A 19,802-nucleotide genomic window follows, 5' to 3' on the forward strand; every position below is an offset into this window, starting at 1 on the left:
TGATTTAAATCTGACCCTTGAGGACAAAGGGTAACGTTTGACTCAGAGTCCAGGCATCAACCCCCAAAACACTGCGTTGCTGTTGCGCCTGTAATGCCCCTTGAGCGTGCCACCAGACGGCGCTACTGACCAAAGGGGCGATCGCCCGCTCCTGACAGGCTCCCAGGGCAACCAGCCCCACCATGAGTCCCGTTAAGACATCCCCAGACCCCCCTCGCGCCAGGGCTGGGGTACTCTCGGGGTTAATGGTGAGGGACCCGTCGGGACTGGCAATCACCACCCGCGCGCCTTTGAGAACCACCAGGGCCCCAGATTGCTGAGCCGCTTGTTGGGCCGCCTCTCCAGGATGAGGGCTGGACAACTGGGGGAAGAGGCGGCGAAACTCTCCGGGGTGGGGGGTGAGAATGAGAGGGGACGATCGCCCAAGGGTGGGGTTGGCATTTCCCCCATTCCAATCAGCATGGGCCGCCAGGAGGTTGAGTCCATCGGCATCGAGAATCAGGGGCGCGTCAACCTGGAGGACTGCCTCTAATAGGGCTGGAGTCTGTTGGGTTAAACCGGGCCCAAGGGCGATCGTATCATAGCGGTTGAGATCGCAGTCTGAGGGCAAGTCGGCGATCGCCCCCTCAGGGGTTTCGGGACAGGCCAAAACCAAGGCTTCAGGAACCTGCTGATTCAACAACGGTTGCAGAGACTCAGGAACCGCCAGCGTGACCATTCCCACGCCACTGGCCCGAGCGCCCAACGCCGCTAAACTGGCTGCACCAGCATATTGACGAGAGCCGGCAATGAGCAAGAGTTGTCCTTGTCGATATTTATGAGTTGACCGGGGACGGGGCAGCGGCAGAGCCTTGCGGGCCGAGTCTGGGGTGATTCGTTGCCATTTGGGGGACTTGCCCAACACCGCCACCACATCGGCCCTGGGAATATCAAAATCGAGCCGTTGCACTTCTCCCAAGATATCCAAAGCGGCGTCCTGAAATAGCCCCCGTTTCCAGAGTCCTAAACAGAGGGTGACATCGGCGTGGAATGCCACCCCCAACACCTCCCCCGTATCCGTGTGAATCCCCGAGGGAATATCAATACTCAGCCGTTGCTGAGGCTGTTGATTGACCCAGGTGATGAGGTCCGCCAGTTTGCCCGCAATGGGGCGGGTTTGCCCAAAGCCAAATAGGCCATCGAGAATGACCTGACATCCTTGCAACTCCTGCCAGGTTTCCACAACGGGAATTCCCAGAGACTGGGCATAGTCAAAATGGGCTTGAGTGAGGGGTTTGGCTTTCTCTAAGGGGCGATAGATGGAGACAGGATAGCCCTGAAACCACAATTCTCGGGCCACCACCAGGGCATCGCCGCCATTGTGACCAGGACCCACTAACACCCCCAGATGAGGCGGATTGGGGGTCTGGGGAAGCCGCTGACTGAGCCAGTGTTGAATCCATCGGGCAATCCGTCCAGCCACTTTTTCCATTAAGGCCGCCACCGGGAACCCAGCTTCAAACAAGCGAGTTTCAATGGCGCTCATTTCTGCCGCGCTGACGATGACGAGATCGAGGTCTAACTCGACGGGCATATGGTAAAAGAAGGGAACAGGGAACAGGGAACAGAAGGCAGTAGGGGAAGACGTAGGGGCGTACCCTTGTGGTCGCCCTCTTCGGGCAGAAGGCAGTAGGCAGAAGGCAGTAGGCAGTAGGCAGTAGGGGGAGGATTATCTCACCGATGAGCGATAACTTCCGAAGAGTTGACCGTTGGCGGAGGTTAAGGGTAGGGCTTGAATATACTTCTCAACCACCTGCATCACCTCTGTGGAACGAGCGGGTTTACTGAGAAAGTCCGACGCTCCAGAGAGATTCGCCCGTACTCGCTCCATGGTTCCATCATTCTGGCTGAGGATGACGATGGGAGTGGCTTGGAAGACGGAGGTTTTGCGTAGAAAGTTGCAAAAGTCCGCGCCGTGAATTAAGGGCATATTCAGATCCAGAAAAATGAGTTCTGGTTGTTCTTTTAATAACAGGGGGAAGTCTTGTAAGGGATTTTGAATAAACATCAGCTGGAACCCCCGAGGTTCAATGATTTTGCGGAGGTATTCTCCTGCCGTGGGGCTATCGTCAACATAGGCAATGGTGCGACGGGGAGGGGCGACGGCGGCGGCCACCATTTGCATCTGTTCAAAGGGAGAGGGTAAATCATCAACCTGCCGCAATTGCAAGGTTCCCTGTTCGACGAAGTGGTGTAGGGTTCGTGTCAGGTAGGCGAGCGATCGCCGTTGGCGTTGGGCGATGTCCCAAAGGGTATATTGACCGTTAAAGAGGGTTCGTACGGAACTTGCGGTGAGGGAGAGGTCCTGATCCGGGGTTTTACCGGTCCAGAGGGGGGCTTGATCGGGACAGATATAGGTTAACCCCATGGCTTGCCATTGTAGCCAGAGATCGCGCACGGAGGTGAACAGCCGTTGAAATTCCTTGGGGGATAGGGCCAGCCGAGATTCGTGGGGTGCGGTTGGCCCGGAGTCAGTCCATTTGCAGGTGAGATCTTTGGGGGTTAGGGTGGCGAAGAGGACTTCAGCGGCGATCGCCCCTAACACCGCTTTTCCGGTGGATAGTTCTAAGGATTGATTGGAAACGGCACGATGGAGGAGTTGATATTCCCATAATCCTTTGGGAGTCCCACCCTGGACTTCTAACCGCCAATGGGGACAGTGACGATTTAAGGCCCGTTGCCAACGACGAACACGATGCTGGCCTCCCCAAGCAAAGAGAAATCGCCCTTGGAGAAAGTAGTAGTGCCACTGCTCCCCCCGAAGACTAATGCTAAGTTTTCCTGTTTTAGCCGACGTATGGATACTCGCAAACGCCCTGAGGAGGGTGTTTACACCGGGTAGATGGCAGACCATGATGGCAAGACTCAAGTAATGGCTGGCTTTATTGTAGTCCCGTAGAATTACGAATTCCTATCCGTAATTTCCCGGAGATTGCCCGATTCAGGTCAGGCAAGGGGTCTGAATCCGGTTCCAAATTGACCACTCCAGCCAATGTGACCGGTTTGACATGAAAACCGAACTCAGATGCCTCCCAATTTGATTGAGGGTTTAAACCTTCACGACGTAATCTAAGTCTTAAGGGTTCCTGGATAAGCCGCCGACCCAGAGCCACCCCTCAGGTATGCTAGAAGTGATGGGCAGTTCGACAAGATTGGGGCAAACTCGTCATTATGGACGAGCGAGCCGGTTTTGGTCTCAACCTGATTGCTCACTTGGCTGCAACGAGGACTCAGAAGTCATGGTTTATTCCGGTGAACGTCTCAATACTCATCAGGAACAGGAATGGTGGGTTCAGCAATGGCTCGATTTATTGCAAAAATATCGCTTCAAAAAACGATTGGAACGAGGACGAAATTATGCTCGACAGGGAAATGTTTTAAGCATTGATTTTCGGGATAAGAAAGTATTAGCTACCGTTCAAGGCAGTGAAGACAATCCCTATGAACTGTCCATTTGGCTCGATGCCTTTAGTGATGAAGATTGGCAGTATATTGTCGATACGTTATCAGAGCAGGCCCTGCATTCTGCCAAGTTGTTAGCCGGAGAAATGCCCACCAATATTGAAGATGTGTTTGCCGCCAATGGGTTGCGCTTATTTCCCTTTAGTTTGCAAGAGGTGCGATCGCGCTGTTCCTGTCCTGATAAAGCCAATCCCTGTAAACATATTATTGCCGTCTATCATTTGCTGGGTGATCGCTTTGGTGAAGATCCCTTTTTACTCTTTCAACTGCGGGGTCGCAGCAAAGAGGACATTATCGCTGCCCTACGGGAACGACGGGCGGATTTAGCCGGAGATTTGCCCCCCGACGCCTCGGAAGCCGCCAGTGCCCCTGCCACCACGGGAGACGCGGCCCAAGGAACTCCCCTAAGGGTTGAAGACTTTTGGACCTATGACGACCCCCTAGACCCCTCTTTAGTGGTGATTACACCCCCCCCAACTCAGGAGACAGTCTTAGATCTACTCGGTCCGATTCCCCTGTTATCTCAAACCGGCAATAGTTCTCTGGCCCAAACCGCCACCCTAGAACAGGTCCGGGCTTATTTTCAGCAGGTCTATCAAAGCGTCAGCCAAGGGGCGATCGCCCAGGCCATGGCCACCCCAGAAACGGACTATACCAATCAAAAATCACCTGATTGATACTCTCAGTTGGCAGAGGCTTCCCCACCTATTGCCTACTGCCTACTGCCTACTGCCTACTGCCTTCTCTCCCCCTGTTCCCCGTTCCCTTCTTTTCCCCTACCAAGGATTCCCCACCAAGCTAAAGGCCGACCAAAAATAGGGATGGCTAAAGTCTCGGTCTGGGATTTGTTCAGCCAATTCTGGAGGAAGGGGTAAGGTAAACTCCGGGGTAATCAGTTGACCCTCTTCCACCCGAACCTCGCCATTTAACAGGGCAATTTGGGCTTGGCGTAGGGCTTCTGAACGGGTGGATGAGTTGCGGAGTTGCTGGTAAAACTCGGTCATTAAGCCCAAGGTTCCATCATCGCTGACGTACCATAAACTGCCCAGAGCCGTCTTGGCCCCTGAGGCCACGGCCAATCCGGCAAAGCCTAACTCCGCTTCAGCACTCCCCACAGCGGTGCGACAGGCACTCAGGACCAATAATTCCACCGGGGGACGGTTGAGATTAAGCCGCCGCATTTCCAGCAGACTCAGCCGTTCATCCCAGAATTGGATATAGGAGTTGGTAGCATCTCCATCCAGAAACTCACCATGTGTGGCCAGGTGAATGATGCCGTAGGGGGTTTGTTGTCGTTGTCGCCGGAGGTTTTCAATGGTAAAGTCCTCATTGAGAAAGTTGATTCCTGGCCAAATCTGTTCGCTGATGGCTTGTAGTTCCGTCGAGACGGCCGGAAGAGGACTGAGAGTATCGTTAAAGGGAAAGATCGAGGCCCCCATGGCCAAGACTTGGGTCTGTTGAAGATTGCCCCGGCGGGTATCAGTGAGGCTTAAACTGGGGATTAGACCCAGGTTATAGCGTTCGATGAGGAACTCCTCGCCGTCATGTAGAACGCCTAGGGGCAGGGTTCGTAAGCCAGTGTCGGAGATGAAGGTGAGGTTAGTAATCTCCTGTTCCTCAAGGGCGGTTTCTAGGGGACGAATCAACAAATCATAGAGTTCTTGAGACCAGGCCAGATAGCGATTGCTGCGGCGCAGACGGGGGTTCGTTAGGTTCGATCGCAGTTCAAAGGCCGCCTCCATCACCTGCGATCGCGTGGCCCCATCCACCACCACTCGCACCGGCTCTTCTGCGGAGGTAACCACCAGCATTTCTAAGCCATCACTTAGGGGATCGTCCTCAATGTTTAATAAACCGGAACCCGCTTGTTTCTGAAGGCTTGGGTTAAGACTCAGTTGGACATTGGAGACGAACTGTAAATAGATCAGGGCCGGTCGTTCTCCGGTATCCTCTTCAATCTCAGCTAGCAGGGCCCGACTATCATCTAAACTCAGGGCCGGCGTGATATCCAGACCAAGAAATTCTACAAAATTATCGGTATAGCGAACTTCCGATTCCAGGCTAGACCCTAAGAGCATAACCGAGTCACTGTCTTGACCGGGAATCCGTTGTAAGCGTTCGATATCCTCGGCCGCCTCGCTGTCTTGAGGCCGTGGGACAGGTTCAGGGGCTTCTGGGGAGATGACGGTAATGGCCCCCTGGCTGATGGTTCCGGGCGTGGAGACAAACGGGGGGTCCAGGCGATCGCCCCCGGCGGTCAAACTGCCGGAGGTGCCGCTGGTGGTGGGGTTGCCCACCTCAAAGGGAACGCCAAACTCCGTTAGTTCTACCCGAATGCTGCCCCCCTCAGAGGTGGCTAGGGAAACATCCTCATCAACCACTAACCCCGAGGCGACAGCGCCCGGAATCCGTAGGCGCGATTGAGTCAGGGAGAGGTTTCCCCCAGAGGTGGTTCCACGACCATCCACCGAGAGAATCTGCGCTTCCCCTCCGGTGACGGTGGTGATGTTACCGCCGCTTCCCCCTAAGCCTTCACTGTCCAGGTTGCCACTGGTTAGGTTGCCAGCCGCGTTGAGGGTAATGTCGCCGCCGCTGACCCCAGTCGCGGTGACATCGCCGGTTTGAATGGAGCCTGAGGCACTGTCAACGGTAATAGCACCCCCCCCGGAAAAGAGGATTTGAGTGTTGATATCCCCATCTGCTTGCAGTCGGATGGGGTTCCCCCCGGCTCCGGTGGACGTGTTAATGCTTCCAGTACTGAGGCTGCCCCCCGCCTCAATCACCACCTCTGAGGAGGTGGCGGGGCTGGCGTTTTGGAGGGTGACGTTGCCAATGGCCACGTTCCCCGATTGAATACGAGGCACATCCCCCGAGGTGTCTAAAATGGTCTCACCGCCGTCTCCATCCCCTCCAGTGAGTAAGCCAGGAACATCAGTGGGCTGTGCTGGGGCATCGGAGAGGTCGAGGCTCAGGACAAATCCCGGTTGGCTAATCCGTAGGGTAGCTTCACCGGGAATCGCTTGAATTAGCAGTTGTCCGGCGGAGAGAGGGGCACTGGTGTTAACCTCTCCCCCGAGCAGGCCCAGGGTTTCGGGAACCTGCAAGGGGGCCAGACTGGTGATTGCACCGCCGCCATTAAATTGAAAGCCGCTGGGGTCACCGGTTAGGGCCTGATAATCGGGGGTGTTAATTTGATCAAAGATACCACCGTTGAAGGTGAGGGCACTGGCGGAGGTGGCAAAAAAGGACGCCGGGAGATTCAGTTGGGCGTTGGCCCCGAAAAGAATCCCGGCGGGGTTCAGGAGATAGAGATTGGCGGCACTTCCGGTAAGTTGTAGAAGTCCATTAATTTGGGATGCGTCGCCGCCAATGCGTCCGAGAACATTACGGATTTCAGGAGAGGTGAGAAAGTTGGCAGTTTCGCCACTGTTTAGATCGAAGCGATCGAAGCTGTGAAAGAGGTTTTGACCATCTCCTGAGAGGCTCCCCCCATCGATGTCGAAGCGATCGCCATCGGGGATGACTTGAGTTCCGGTTCCATCATTGCTGGGAATCAGGGTTTGGGCCTGGATTGGATTCAGGTTCAGGCTGAGTCCTAAAACCGTCGTGGTTAGGAAGGGGACATACCAGCGTCGGGCTGACGTGAAGCAAGAACGAGTCACCACGGGTCAATTCACCTCTAGGGTAGGGGGAGCGATGGGTGCGGACAACGTAGCTCAAACCCGCTAATCACTCAATCATAACGGGCGTTGATACCTGTTAACTGTTAACGGTCGTCGGTCAACTGTCAAGCGGTTAATGGTGGGCTTCCTGGCGGTCGATCCAGGGAACGGTTCTCAGCCATTGCCAAATTCCCGTTCGCCGCCGGATGTTTACCCCTTCACTATGGCGTGAAATCACAGTTTCCAGGTCTTGGCTGGAGAAGTCATAGCCCAACCCCTGAGCAAGCTTGAGAAACTGCTGGGGGGTTTGGGTCTCGTTGAAGGTTTCCCGTAGATCGGGATGATGCAGGACATCTTTTAAGAACTGTTGAGCATTTTCAATAGACATGGTATTTGACAGACCTCATATCGTTGGGTATCCCTGGGAAGCACTAAAACACCCTGATGGTAATGTTGCCTTAGCCTTGCCAATCCCGGGGTGAGGACGAGGCATCGTAACCCCCAGTCCGCATGAGACGTTCGAGTTCTCCGGGATCGGGAGAAATCGCATGGGCATCTTCAATGGTAATGCGTCCATCGAGGATTTCCCGATAGAGGGCTTGGTTGAGGACTTGCATTCCTTCAATCTGCTCGGTTTTCATCAGATGGAAGGCTTCGTCTTCTTCTCCCCGGATGAGATAGTCTTTCATGGTGGGGGTATTGATGAGAATGTCGTGAACGGCGACCCGTTGGCGATCGGTGGTGGGTAGTAGTTGTTGGGCAACGACGGCCACGAGGGATTCGACGAGTTGAATGCGGATGATTTGCTGTTCGTCGGGGGGGTAGAGGTTGACGAGACGGTTCACGGAGTCGATGGCGTTGCGGGTGTGCAAGGTTCCCATGACGAGGTGTCCCGTTTGGGCGGCTTGCAGGGCGGTGTTGATGGTGATGCGATCGCGCATTTCTCCGACGAGAATCACATCGGGATCTTCCCGTAGAACCGCTCGCAGGGCCTGGTGAAATTCCAGGGTATGTAAGCCGACTTCTCGTTGGCTAATCAGGCATTTTTGGGAGGTGTGAACAAACTCAATGGGGTCTTCGATGGTGACAATGTGTTTGTGGAAATTCCGATTGAGATGGTCGATTGCCGCCGCCATGGTGGTGGATTTCCCGGAACCGGTGGGCCCGGTAATCAGGATCAGACCCTGGGGGGCTTGGACGATTTTCTTGATGACTTGGGGGAGTCGTAGGTTGTCGATGCTGGGAATGTCTAAGCTAATCAGCCGCAGCACCATGGCCCCACCGGAAAGGGAGTCAAAACAGTTGACCCGACAACGGACTAAGTCTGGGTAAAAAATCGCGGTGTCTAGTTCTTTTTCTTCGCGAAATTTCTTGCGTTGTGCGGCGGGGATGATTTCCCGAAGATACTGGTCAAAAATTTCGCTGGTGGTGAGCAGTTCTTGGCTCAGTTCCACCATCTCGCCCCGGATGCGGATGCGAGGTTTATGACCGACCCGGATATGGATGTCTGAGGCTTTTTTCTCAATGGCTGTTACCACCAGTTGCTCGACTGAGGTGTCAAAGGTGGGTGGTTTGGCTTGGCTCGCGACTCGACGCTGGGGGGGCGGCGGTGGGGCTTGTCGATGATTAGCGGATTTTGCCGTTGAAGATTTGCTCGAAGGGGCTGGATTGACGGATTGATCTACCATGGGAGTTTATAAAAAGTTGATTTTAGGGTCAATGTCTCCCAATTCTGAGCCGGTTTCGACGGCGTCAGAGGGAGTGATAGGGATTTTGAAGACGCAAGGTAATAAGTTTTCGGATCTCCATTTTATCTATGCTGGAGAGCCATTTATTGGTGTACACTGAGGGATAGGCGCATCGTCAGTGAGGGTTGCCGGGTTGTAAAAACTCGGGCGGGGCGATCGCCTTAAGGCTACTTTAGTCTGTCATCCCATTATTTTGGTTATGGTCCCAGTCAGCCTTCAGTGCAAACGGTTGGGGTCTCTGTTGTTTAAGTTTAACGGTTTAGCGTTATGGTTCGTATGATGTCAACCGATTCACTGTCATCTGGAAATTGGGCGATCGCCAAACTTCCGGGGTTAAAGCCGGCTGAGTGCGATCGCCTCAAAGGTTGCGGCATTAAAACGACCTATCAATTGCTCAACCAAACCCGGAAACCTCAAGGAGCGGAAGATTTAGCAGCTCGACTGAAGATTTCAGCCCATTACGTTAAAAAATGGGCAGTTTTGGCCGACTTAGCCCGCATTCCTGGAGTAGGCTACCAGTATTGTGGTTTGGTGCTGCATTGTGGGGTGGTCTCTCCCAAACAACTCGGACAAACCCAGATTCAGCGGTTTTACCCTCAGTTAATGCGTCTATGTGTATCGGCCACACGCCAAAGGTCGGTTTGCCCCTCTCGTGGCGATGTGGTGAGTTGGATTCAAGCAGCTCAATGTGTTAAACCCCTCAATTAGCAAGGGGGCGGCTTCGGGGTTAGGCCTGATGGCGTTTGGCGCTTCGACGTGCCACTCTCAGGTTCAGTCCCCCTTTGTCGGAGACGAGAGTTAACGCGTCTTGAGTCGATTGACTGGCCAGCAGGGCCAGGGCCGCCTCTCGAACCACGGCATCAAGATCCCGAGTGAGTAACACTCGGCAACAATCAATGATGGTTTGCTGTTCTTGCTCATCAACCAGTCCCCCTAAAATCCAACGTTCGAGTTGGCGGAGGGCCACGACCTGTTTTAGGGGGTCTTCCTGACTCAGTTGGCTTAACATTCCGTTGAGGTCCACCTTATCTCGCCCTAAGATGCGGTGTAGGGTTTGCCAAGTCAGGAGCCCTAAAATTGCCAGGGTGGCTAGGCCTTCTAGGATAAAACCACTGGCCATCCAGTGATTATCGGAACTGACCCAGATGGCGGTAGCCATGTAAGTAGATAGGGTAGCTAGTCCCCCGGTGGTGGTGGCTAGAACGATGGGCTTCTGGGGACCAGAGAACCAACGACGAAGATTGCCCCAACGCAACCGCCATTTGGATTGCAGGAGCAGATAGACCCCCAGGGTGGCACTCATTCCGGTTCCGGTGGCGATAAATAGCTTCCAGTTCCACAACAGCATCGTTCCCCCGAGAACGGCGGCTGTGCCCCAAGCGAGAGTTTCCCGTTGCATCTTGGGTCGGGGCAGCGATCGCAGCAGCCGGGAAGGACGAGAGCGACGGAACTGAGCTTGGCGGGCTTTGAAGCGAGAGCGGGGACGAGAAGCTGAGGCCACGGTACTGACGTCGGTGGGACTGATAAAAGTTGTGACCAATCTATCACATTCAGGGACCGAGTAGGGTCGAGATGACGTGATTGAAGTTCAGCTTTTAATATCCGAAGCTGATATCATCCACCACCAGTTCCCCGTCAAAGGCGTAAAAGGTGACGCGGTGAATGTCGGGCGATCGCACAATCAGTTGTTGATTGGGTTGCACGGAGGAATTAGAGTTGGCTAGGTTCGCCGCCGGGAGTTCGGCCCGAGTGATGGTTTGTCCGAGATGGTTGTAAGCGGACATGGCGGTGAAGCGAGAACTGGTGACGTAGCCGGCCACAAATTGCACCGGACGATCAAAGGTTAATTCTAAAAAGCCACTTTTTGGCGCGCCCATGAGTACAATCTCATTCGAATGGGCGGGATAGGCAGGATTAGACGGACTGACGGCGATGGCGTTGTCGAAGTGAATCCCATACTGTTTGTATTGGTCGCGCACCACTTCAAAGCGAGTTAAGCCTTCAAAGTTTAGGTGTACGCGAGGGGGGAACTCCTGAACCGGAGCTTCCGAGGTGGGGGAGTTTCCTCGATCAACTGTGGCGATGACATTTTTACGGTTGGAACGGTTATACATGGGACGATCAACCTCTGTTGACCGAGCTACAGTTCCTAGGGTATCCCACGATTGAGCCGGTACAGATGACATGATGGTTTATTAACCAAGGAATTTAGGCGGCTGGACGCTTGACTTCCTTGGAGTGTATGGTGATGGAGTAACTCAAGAATGAGGGGTGACACCCCCCAATACCCCCTCATTGTATCAGCAAAATTTGGGGTTCGTGAAGTCCCTATCCCTAGAATTAGGGCAGTTTGTTAACTACACTTGACCTATGCTCGATTGCAAAGTCCGATTGTTTTAATTATATGCCTCCTAAATGGTCTCGAAAACCCGATCGCAGTGACCCTGACTATCGTCGGTTGGGCGATCGCATTAACTTAGCCTTCCATCTGGCCCTATTCTCAGCGATTAACTCCGGGGCCTGGTTTTTTGCCATTCTCTACCGTTGGGATCTCCCCTGGCTGACTCCCGTTACGGGGACTTGGGGTGCGGCTCTGGTGGCCCACGCCATCTACGTGTTGGCCCTGGCTGATTATTCTGAATCTGCCTGAGTGGGAAACGCACCGACGAAACCCTGATACACTGAGTGGGTGGTTAAGCCAAACACTGTGATTCAGCTTGAGATGGAAGTAGGTCAAAAAGTTAAAGTCCGCCGCATTCGCGATCGCGTCTCCGATGATGTGGTCAGCAAAATTAAGCAAAACCCCGTCGGTACCATTTCCGATTACAAGATGGTTGATGGTAGCGGCATCGGGGCTGTGGTTCAGTTTGAAGGTGGCTTTTCCACCTGGTTCTTTGAAGACGAACTGGAACTGCTGGCTTAAGTCGGCATTCCCCCAGGGTGGGAGATCCCGACTGGGTCACTCTCCCACTCTGAATTTAGGGAAATTGCCAGATGAGGTAAGACGTATTAAAAGCTTCAAACGACTCTTATGTCGTTAGTCTTGTAGTATTCATTGTCCATTTTTGATTGTCCATGGTTCAATGACCCAGATATTGACATTTTTAGGAAAAGGTGGTATAGGGCGCACCACATTGGCGATCGCCACCGCCAAGCAAGAAGCCAGTCAAGGGAAACGGGTGTTGCTGGCTAGTCAAGGATCGGGGCCGGAATTGTCCCTGCTGCTAGGATTGCCCACTCCCCCGGAACCGACAGACATCGCCGCCAATCTCAAGGTGGTGCAGTTTAACACCCCCTATCTCTTAGAACAGGGGTGGGAACAGGTGAAAAAACTCGAAGCCCAATATCTGAAAACTCCCTTTTTTAAAGAAATTTATGGCCAGGAGTTGGCGGTTCTGCCGGGGATGGATGCTGCTTTTGCTCTGAGTGCGGTGCGGGAGTACGATCATAGCGGTGACTATGATGTGATTGTTTATGATGGGGCCGGCGATCGCGAGACCCTGAGAATGTTAGGAATCGCTGAAATTGGCGGCTGGTATCTACGCCGTTTCAAACAGGTTCTCGATGGTTCGGATATTGTGCGGGCCTTGTCACCCTTTTGGCAGCCCATGAGTGGGGCTGTTTTGAACGTAGACTGGAGTAAGACAGAATTTAGTGGCGATCGCATCGACGAATTTCTCAACGAAGGCAAATCGGCCCTGAGCGATGCCACTCATATCGCCGCCTATTTGGTTAGCGGGGATGACGCCGCTTCCCTGGCTGTCGCTAAATACCGTTGGGGAGAAGCGCAACAAATTGGCTTAACCGTGGGCGGAGTGCTGGTGAATCGGGGCAATGGCGGGGCGATCGGGTCTGAGTTTGACCCCCTCCCCGTGACTACCATTCCCGCCAAATCTGGGGACGATTGGCAGCCGCTGATGGAGGCCTTGCCCAACTTCAGCAGTCAAATTGCCAGCGCCCCCAAACCCATGGAGGTCGATAACGCCGCTCAATCAGTGCGTCTGTTCTTGCCGGGATTTAGTAAACAAGACGTCAAACTGATCCAGTCGGGGCCGGAAGTGACCGTCGAAGCCGGAGAACAACGGCATAATATCTATCTTCCCCCGGCCCTGCAAGGAAAACCCGTCAAAGGCGCTAAATTTCAGAACCAATATCTGACGATTTCGTTCTAAGTTGCTATCTCAATTGCTATGACGCCGACCCTTATTCTGGTCTTAGTTGTAATTGTGGCGATCGCACTGATTGCCTATTTCAACGCCGCCCGCAAATACCAATCCTCCGATACTGTCGCCAACGCCTACGACGAATGGACGCAAGACGGCATCCTGGAATATTACTGGGGCGAACATATCCATTTAGGCCATTACGGTTCCCCACCAGAGTCTAAAGATTTCCTGCAAGCCAAGTCGGATTTTGTCCATGAAATGGTCCGCTGGGGTGGTTTAGATCAACTTCCCCCCGGAACAACGGTGTTGGATGTGGGTTGTGGTATTGGTGGGAGTAGCCGCATTCTCGCCAAAGACTACGGCTTTTCCGTGACGGGGATTACCATCAGCCCCCAACAAGTGCAGCGGGCCCAAGAGTTAACCCCTGAAGGAGTTGATGCCCGGTTTGCGGTGGATGATGCCATGAATCTCTCCTTTCCCGATGGCAGTTTTGATGTGGTGTGGTCCATTGAAGCGGGGCCCCATATGCCCGATAAGGCGGTCTTTGCCCGCGAATTGATGCGGGTGGTGAAGCCGGGGGGCCGGTTAGTGATGGCGGATTGGAATCAGCGGGATGACCGCGAAGTTCCCTTAAATTTCTGGGAACGTCCGGTGATGCGACAATTATTAGATCAATGGTCTCATCCGGCGTTTTCGAGTATTGAAGGGTTTGCGGAATTGTTGCAGGAGACAGGATTTGTTGAGGGTGAGGTAATGACGGCGGATTGGACGCAAGAAACCCTCCCCTCCTGGATTGATTCGATTCGCGAGGGGATTGTCCGGCCCCAGGGTTGGATGCAGTTCGGGGTGTCTGGGTTTCTCAAGTCAGTGCGGGAAGTGCCGACGCTGTTGTTAATGCGGTTGGCGTTTGGGGCCGGGTTATGTCGGTTTGGGATGTTCCGCGCGGTTCGTGGTGAGGGGCCCGAGTCGCTGGAAACGCGGGATTCTCAGGAGACGGCGCAGGTTTAATCGTCTTTATAGCAGCGGGGACTCTCGCCACCGGGCCGGGAATAGGCGGATCGTTTGCCACAGGACCGGCCGGCTTTGTCGGTGTCGTAGGGACATTGGCAACTCCCGGATTTGGGCGATCGTACAGGAGTGTGAGGGGGGTTACTGTCTGAACTCCCTTTGGCAAGTTGGACGGTTTGGGTGGCGGTTGGCTGGGGTTCTGCGAGGGCGATGGAACTGCTAAGAGTCCAAATTAGTGCCAGCAGTAACCCCAGTCCGAACAGTAACCCCAGTCCGAAAAGGCGTTTTAAGTTGTTCATCATCACTCTATCGGCGAGTTACTACCTTCATTGTATGGGATGTGACTCCCGTTTAATGATGCTTGCTCAAAGCTGAGTGATGGATAAAAGAGAGTCTTCAGGATATATGGTGTGATTTGTTGCATTGGATACCAAATTGTAGGGTAACTCACCCATAGCCCCTCCCAGGAGGGGAAAATTTTTCACCCCAACAGCAAGGGATATAATCTGCCATAAATTTTACTTATCACCCTAAACCCAGAAAACTCATAAAAGATAGAGTTGACGCAGATAGGTGACAGGGTAAATCCTAAATATCCATCATTCCCACGTTCGTATGAAAAGGTTTGAGTGAAAATGAGTTTCAAGATAAACTTTATTCTAACAAAACTCAAAAACTAAAGCCCGATTCAATTCAACAGATTCAGTATCTTTATGAAAATACAAAGCAGCCTATTGTGGAAATCGCTTGAAAATTCAAGGTCTCTTCTAATACAGTTAACTATCATTGCCAGGATTTATTTAGACCTAACTAATTTTTATATTCAGGGTTTATTTTGGGAGATTAGATGCCTAATTTGGGTAAGGGTGAAAACATTTGACACAAGAGATCGTAGTTTTAACTATTCTCTGGCAACAGCTATCTCAAGACATCCGGCCATCGAGTCTGAGAAAGTTTCGATAAGTCGTGGCGTATAGCTGGCTTAATGAGAATCTGAGAAGTTCTAGATTTTGATGCATTTACCCAGCTACGGCAAAGATTTTAATCTGCTATCAAGATTTGTGGCTCTTCCGATCCTAGTATGTAAGGTAAATACCGAAAACTTCTACCCGAAAAGGGGCGCAAGCAATTTCACTGACTTTTTTTGAAAAGTCTTGCTCTGTAAGAGTTTCAGTTGTTTTTGGATCTTCTGGGTTTACGGTTAAGAATGTATAGAATGATACACTTTTTGACCCCCAAAAAGCCTGAAACCCTTACCATTTTTTATATAAGTTTTGCCTATCAACTCATACCCAGAAGAGCCTTATTTTTTACCTATTAAGTTCAGATCGGAAGAGCCAAGTTTACTTATCATCTTGACTTATAAAGACTCATTTTGGAGATCAATCACTACATTCCCTCAAACCTCCAACTCACTAACCAGCAAAATATCTAACTCAGCTATTCGCTTTAGCTGAGCATCATTTGTCAAAAATGCTTGACAGCCAGAACCCATCGCAGCGGCAATTTGCAATGCATCAGGCAGTTGTAGATTGTATTGAACTCTAACCCGTGCTGCCTCCTGAGAGATTGTCAGGGTATTCTCAACAAACAGGACATCATCGCTTCCAAAAATAGCCATATAAGCTTGTTCCAAATCCGTTAAGCTCATCTGCAAAGCACCCACTAAGCACTCGGCAACCGTCACTGATCCCACCACTGGTATAATCTCAGACTCGAATCGCTCAAATATTGAATCAACCCTATCGACAAAACTAGGATTTCGTTCTACAAAGTAAATGACAGCGGCCGTATCTAAAAACAACCGAGATACCCCTGCTAAAGCTATCTCAATTTTCATCATTCGCCTCGCAATACCTGGCTTCGATGTTCATCCCCTTCCCGCCGAGTGCGTGAAACCCATTCTTGAGCATCTTCTCCCATCATTGGATAGGGAGCCATGCCTTTTAAATCGCTCCATCGAGGTTTGGCTTTGATCGCTATATCAGACATTTTTAGCCCCTGTGCAATCTGCCGAATTAACTCTAAACGCTCCTCAGGTGTAAGTTGTTCTACTTGCTGCAAGAGTTGCTCTAGTAAAGGACTCATAACCCGAACCTCCCAAAGTTTTCCCAATGTTAAATCCTTAAAACCCTAAATCCAACTTCGCCGCTTCAGAAATTTCCGCCACATGGTCGTCGGAGAGGTCATCTAAATCTAAATCTCCCACCTCAGTATAGAAAGTTTGGTCATAGGGACGAGTCTGAACCACTACAGGCATGGGAACCGCATGACCGAGAATCAAGGCCTGTTGTTTTGAGTCTAACTTCGCCAATACCGATCGCAGATTCTGTCCCCCCGATACCCCCGTAAAAATAGCATCAATATCTTTGTCATCATTCAACAGGGCCGTAATCCGAGTTCCCACCTGAGACATGACCTCATTATCAATTCCCGAGGGACGCTGATCTACGACCAACAAGGTGACAAAATATTTCCGCATCTCGCGGGCAATGGTTCCGAAAATGGTACTGCGAACAGAGGCGGTATCTAAAAAGCGGTGAGCTTCCTCGATAGTTATCACCAACTGGCGCGGTTTGTCAAGGGGGTTTTTACTCTGTAAATACTGCTCTGATTGGTTGACATAATGTTGGTGGATGCGGCGAGTAATGACGTTGGTTGCCAACATATAGGACAACATATTACTCTGAGAGCCAAACTCAATAACTACGTGTTTTCCAGCTTGCAAGGAATTGAGGATTTGATTGACATAATTCTGAGGGCAAGTGTTGCGGATATATTTCAATTCATCGAGGCGCATTAACTTGCGCTGCAAGGCCATAATTGATGATTTGTTGCCCCGTCGTTCTTCGCAAAACACCTGGATATGCTCATTCTCCATCGCCAACAATTCTGTAATCCAGGTTCTGCCAAATTCGTTGCGGAGAATGATGGCATTTTCAATGGCGGCTTCGGAGAGATTTAACTCTCGTTGTACTAAGCTAATATCTTCAACTTCAATTTGGTCATAGCTTAAATACAGTTCCTGGGCATCGCGAATGCCTCGCCGTCGGGTGGATTCGGGGTCGAGGGTGTACATTTCTACTTTGCCGGGAAACAGTTGCCGCAAACCTTTTACGGTATTGATGTTTTTACCCTCACATTGGGCTTCCCAACCGTACTCGGAGTGCATATCAAAAATGAGGTTTACGGCGGCATCTTTGCGGATGACTCCCGAGAGAAGCAGTCGGGTTAAAAAGGATTTGCCGGTTCCTGATTTGCCAAATACACCGTTACTGCGTTCGACGAAGCGATCGAGGTCGATACAGACAGGAACGTCCATATCGAGGGGTTTACCGATCGCAAAGTTTTTTCGAGTTGGGTCATCTTCCCAACCAAAAACGGAGCGAAAATCACTTTCGAGGGCTTCATAAACTTGGGAGAAGTGACTGGGAATGGTTTTGACGGGGAGTAAGTCCAGTTCGGCGCTACTGTTGGCTTCAAAGGAGGCTAATTTCTTGGATTTTTTGCCTTTACGGCCATTTTGGTTAACCCCTTGGCCGCTGGCTTGTAGCATGACGCGGGCTAGTTCTTCGGCATCCCGTGTCATTAACATCAACATGGGGGTGAGTTCGAGGGTTCCGTAGGTGCCACTTCCGGCGAGAACCGCTTGTAGGAAGTCATCTTCGGGATGAGGTGGGTTGGCGAAGACACGCTGACTGGCGGTTCCCAGGGAGACGTCGGTGAGGAGGCAGAAAAAGCGGGCCCGGCTTCCCTGTACGACGAGGAATTTGCCGACGCGCATTTCTTCGACGGAAACGTCGGGATGTAGACGAATTTCTAGGCCGTGACTGAGAGAACCTTGGATGACGGAACCGAGAGGGCGATCGAACATGGTTAAGGGGAGGGAACAGGGAATAGGGAACAGGGAATAGGGAACAGGGAACAGGGGGGAGAAGGCAGTAGGGGCAATCCCTTGTGGTTGCCCTGGGCAGTAGGGGCAATCCCTTGTGGTTGCCCTGGGCAGTAGGGGCTGTAGACTGGGGAGGGGTTGATGGGAGGTGGGTGGAGTGGTTTGGGAGGCGCTGGTTAAGGCGGTTTTGTTGGGAACGCAACGGTTGGGAAAACGACCGTTGGCTGAGATTGTGCCGCTGTCAGAGGAGATGGAACCCCTGATTGATGGTGATAGCGTAGAAGTGGAAATTTTGCAAACGTTGGCGATCGCCAGTGTACAACGTCAGGCGGGGCGCGTGTTTCCTCGGGTGGCGGTTGAGACAGGGGCTGAGGTGGCGCCGGAGGAACGGTTACCACTGTGTTCAGCGGCGGCGAGTCGGCTGCTGCAAGAGAGTTTGCAAGAGGAGGAGGTTCCGGAACGATTGAGGCTGTGGTTGGGATGGGCCGCTGAGGTGGGGGTGCGGGTTCCACCGGAGGTTTTGCCGGATTTGTTGGAGATGGGCCGAGTACGGCGGGAACTGCGCCCTTTGATATTACCGGTGTTGGGCGATCGCGGCTACTGGCTGGCCAGGCAAAACCCGGATTGGCAGTTTGCGGCGTTGAGGCTGGGGGTGACGCCGGAGGAGGCCTGGGGTGAGGAAAATTTGCCGACTCGTGTGTTGGGGTTGACTCAGATGCGGTTGACTAACCCTGAACGAGCGAGAGAGTGGGTTAGAGGGGTCTGGGAGAGGCATAAGGCGGGCGATCGCACGGAATACCTTAAAACCTTCGAGCAGGGCTTAACGGCGGCGGATGAGCCGTTTCTGGAGGTGGCTCTGGGGGATAAGAGTCAGCAGGTGCGGGAGATGGCGGCGCGGCTGCTGACGCAACTGCCGGAGTCTGAGTTTGTGCAACGGGTGACGGGCTGGGTTTGTCAGCGGTTGGTGCGATCGCCCCAGGGGTTGAAGGTGATGCTTCCAGAGACGATGACGCCCCAGATGCGAGGGGATGGGGTGCGAGAAAAGTCTCCGGCAAAGGTTCCGCCTCAGCCTTGGTGGTTTTTACAACAATTGGCCCGGGTTCCGCCTCGGGTTTGGGCCCAGGGGCAAGAGATTGAGGCGTGGCTGGGGTTGGCGCAGGAGCATCCTCTTTGGGAGTATCTGTTGGAGGGATGGGCGATCGCGGCTATGATTCATCAGGATCGCGATTGGGCCCGATGCTTGTTGAGGCTGGAGATTCCGGGGCGACTGGAGGCGGTTCAGGAACGCGATCGCCGTCTGTTGCACAGTCTCCCCCTGGAGGAACGGGAAGCCTGGATTCTGGGGCATCTCCAGGCTCACCCGGAGAGGATGAGTAAGCGTCATCCGAGTTTACGCCTCTTACAACTCTGTGATTGGCCTTGGAGTGATGGCTTCTCTCGGGCGATTTTTCAACGGTTCCGGGGGGATATTTTAGGGAGTCAGGATCATTATGATTGGGCGGTGCGATCGACGTTTCGCCAGTTTTCCTATTGGATGAATCCTCAATTGGAGGGGGAGTTTCGGGAGAGTCTGTTACCCCAGATGAAGCCGAAATCCTATTGGCGACAAACGGTTGAGCAGTTTTTGGATTTGCTGGTATTTCGGGAAGGGTTGGGAGAAGGGAATGGGGAATAGGGAACAGGGAACAGGGAACAGGGAACAGGGGGGAGTAGGCAATAGGCAGTAGGCAATAGGCAGTAGGCAATAGAAAAGACGTAGGGGCAATCCCTTGTGGTTGCCCTAGGCAGTAGGCAATAGGGAAGAACCCACCCCGCCCTCCGGGCA

The 19,802-nt window shown here is 52.7% G+C and carries 18 protein-coding genes; 7 read left to right on the plus strand and 11 right to left on the minus strand.

The features are described 5' to 3' along the window. Positions 1-4: 4 nt before the first annotated feature. Both L855_RS16735 and L855_RS16740 read right to left on the minus strand, forming a co-directional pair. Positions 5-1,573, minus strand: a complete 1,569-nt coding sequence (locus L855_RS16735; protein WP_159789922.1) for an NAD(P)H-hydrate dehydratase — start codon at positions 1,571-1,573, stop codon at positions 5-7. 135 nt (positions 1,574-1,708) lie between these two features. After that, entirely contained in the window at positions 1,709-2,893 is a 1,185-nt protein-coding gene (locus tag L855_RS16740; protein ID WP_159789924.1) for a response regulator, read from the minus strand. A gap of 385 nt (positions 2,894-3,278) precedes the next feature. On the opposite strand from L855_RS16740, the gene L855_RS16745 reads away from it, so the two are divergent. Further along, a complete protein-coding gene (locus L855_RS16745) occupies positions 3,279-4,178 on the plus strand; it encodes an SWIM zinc finger family protein (protein WP_159789926.1) in 900 nt (299 codons plus the stop codon). Between the two features lie 99 nt (positions 4,179-4,277). Here L855_RS16745 and L855_RS16750 read toward each other — a convergent pair whose 3' ends face one another. From L855_RS16750 to L855_RS16760, 3 genes are all read right to left on the minus strand, one after another. Beyond that, the gene (locus L855_RS16750) at positions 4,278-7,166 is read right to left on the minus strand and encodes a CHAT domain-containing protein (protein ID WP_159789928.1); all 2,889 of its coding nucleotides are present in this window, start codon (positions 7,164-7,166) and stop codon (positions 4,278-4,280) included. A 130-nt stretch (positions 7,167-7,296) separates the two neighbouring features. Beyond that, positions 7,297-7,551: a Nif11-like leader peptide family natural product precursor gene (locus tag L855_RS16755; RefSeq protein WP_159789930.1), complete on the minus strand. Its 255-nt coding sequence runs from the start codon at positions 7,549-7,551 to the stop codon at positions 7,297-7,299. Between the two features lie 70 nt (positions 7,552-7,621). Further along, entirely contained in the window at positions 7,622-8,851 is a 1,230-nt protein-coding gene (locus L855_RS16760; RefSeq protein WP_159789932.1) for a type IV pilus twitching motility protein PilT, read from the minus strand. A gap of 327 nt (positions 8,852-9,178) precedes the next feature. On the opposite strand from L855_RS16760, the gene L855_RS16765 reads away from it, so the two are divergent. Then, a complete protein-coding gene (locus L855_RS16765) occupies positions 9,179-9,619 on the plus strand; it encodes a DUF4332 domain-containing protein (protein ID WP_159789934.1) in 441 nt (146 codons plus the stop codon). A gap of 19 nt (positions 9,620-9,638) precedes the next feature. Here the strand turns inward: L855_RS16765 and L855_RS16770 are convergent, their stop codons facing one another. Both L855_RS16770 and L855_RS16775 read right to left on the minus strand, forming a co-directional pair. Continuing rightward, a complete protein-coding gene (locus L855_RS16770) occupies positions 9,639-10,451 on the minus strand; it encodes a hypothetical protein (RefSeq protein ID WP_159789936.1) in 813 nt (270 codons plus the stop codon). A 55-nt stretch (positions 10,452-10,506) separates the two neighbouring features. After that, on the minus strand, positions 10,507-11,097 hold the full coding sequence (locus L855_RS16775) for a hypothetical protein (protein ID WP_159789938.1): 591 nt from the start codon (positions 11,095-11,097) through the stop codon (positions 10,507-10,509). A gap of 218 nt (positions 11,098-11,315) precedes the next feature. Here L855_RS16775 and L855_RS16780 point away from each other — a divergent pair, with 218 nt between their 5' ends. From L855_RS16780 to L855_RS16795, 4 genes are all read left to right on the plus strand, one after another. Then, positions 11,316-11,561, plus strand: coding sequence for a hypothetical protein (locus L855_RS16780; protein WP_159789940.1), 246 nt, complete (start codon positions 11,316-11,318; stop codon positions 11,559-11,561). Between the two features lie 72 nt (positions 11,562-11,633). Then, positions 11,634-11,834 carry a cytochrome b6f subunit PetP gene (gene petP / locus L855_RS16785; protein WP_068790842.1) on the plus strand — a complete coding sequence of 67 codons (201 nt, stop codon included), beginning with the start codon at positions 11,634-11,636 and terminating at the stop codon, positions 11,832-11,834. A gap of 160 nt (positions 11,835-11,994) precedes the next feature. Beyond that, positions 11,995-13,083, plus strand: coding sequence for a Get3/ArsA fold putative tail anchor-mediating ATPase NosAFP (locus L855_RS16790; RefSeq protein ID WP_159789942.1), 1,089 nt, complete (start codon positions 11,995-11,997; stop codon positions 13,081-13,083). 18 nt (positions 13,084-13,101) lie between these two features. Continuing rightward, a complete protein-coding gene (locus L855_RS16795) occupies positions 13,102-14,085 on the plus strand; it encodes a methyltransferase domain-containing protein (protein ID WP_159789944.1) in 984 nt (327 codons plus the stop codon). Here the strand turns inward: L855_RS16795 and L855_RS16800 are convergent. The 4 genes from L855_RS16800 to L855_RS16815 form a co-directional block, all read right to left on the minus strand. Beyond that, positions 14,082-14,387 (minus strand): hypothetical protein, encoded by a 306-nt coding sequence (locus L855_RS16800; RefSeq protein ID WP_159789946.1) that lies wholly within the window; start codon positions 14,385-14,387, stop codon positions 14,082-14,084. The two genes, L855_RS16795 and L855_RS16800, sit on opposite strands and share 4 nt — an antisense overlap. Before the next feature lie 1,097 nt (positions 14,388-15,484). After that, complete coding sequence (locus tag L855_RS16805) at positions 15,485-15,928, minus strand: type II toxin-antitoxin system VapC family toxin (RefSeq protein ID WP_246198955.1); 444 nt, start codon at positions 15,926-15,928, stop codon at positions 15,485-15,487. Then, positions 15,925-16,173 (minus strand): hypothetical protein, encoded by a 249-nt coding sequence (locus L855_RS16810; protein WP_159789948.1) that lies wholly within the window; start codon positions 16,171-16,173, stop codon positions 15,925-15,927. Before L855_RS16810 ends, L855_RS16805 begins: the two co-directional genes overlap by 4 nt. A 37-nt stretch (positions 16,174-16,210) precedes the next feature. Further along, positions 16,211-17,959 carry a helicase HerA domain-containing protein gene (locus L855_RS16815; protein WP_159789950.1) on the minus strand — a complete coding sequence of 583 codons (1,749 nt, stop codon included), beginning with the start codon at positions 17,957-17,959 and terminating at the stop codon, positions 16,211-16,213. 175 nt (positions 17,960-18,134) lie between these two features. Here L855_RS16815 and L855_RS16820 point away from each other — a divergent pair, with 175 nt between their 5' ends. Next, positions 18,135-19,652 (plus strand): DUF5691 domain-containing protein, encoded by a 1,518-nt coding sequence (locus L855_RS16820; protein ID WP_219729931.1) that lies wholly within the window; start codon positions 18,135-18,137, stop codon positions 19,650-19,652. The last annotated feature ends 150 nt before the right edge of the window (positions 19,653-19,802 follow it).

The sequence above is a fragment of the Sodalinema gerasimenkoae IPPAS B-353 genome, from assembly GCF_009846485.1.
GTDB classification, from domain to species: Bacteria; Cyanobacteriota; Cyanobacteriia; order Cyanobacteriales; family Geitlerinemataceae; genus Sodalinema; species Sodalinema gerasimenkoae.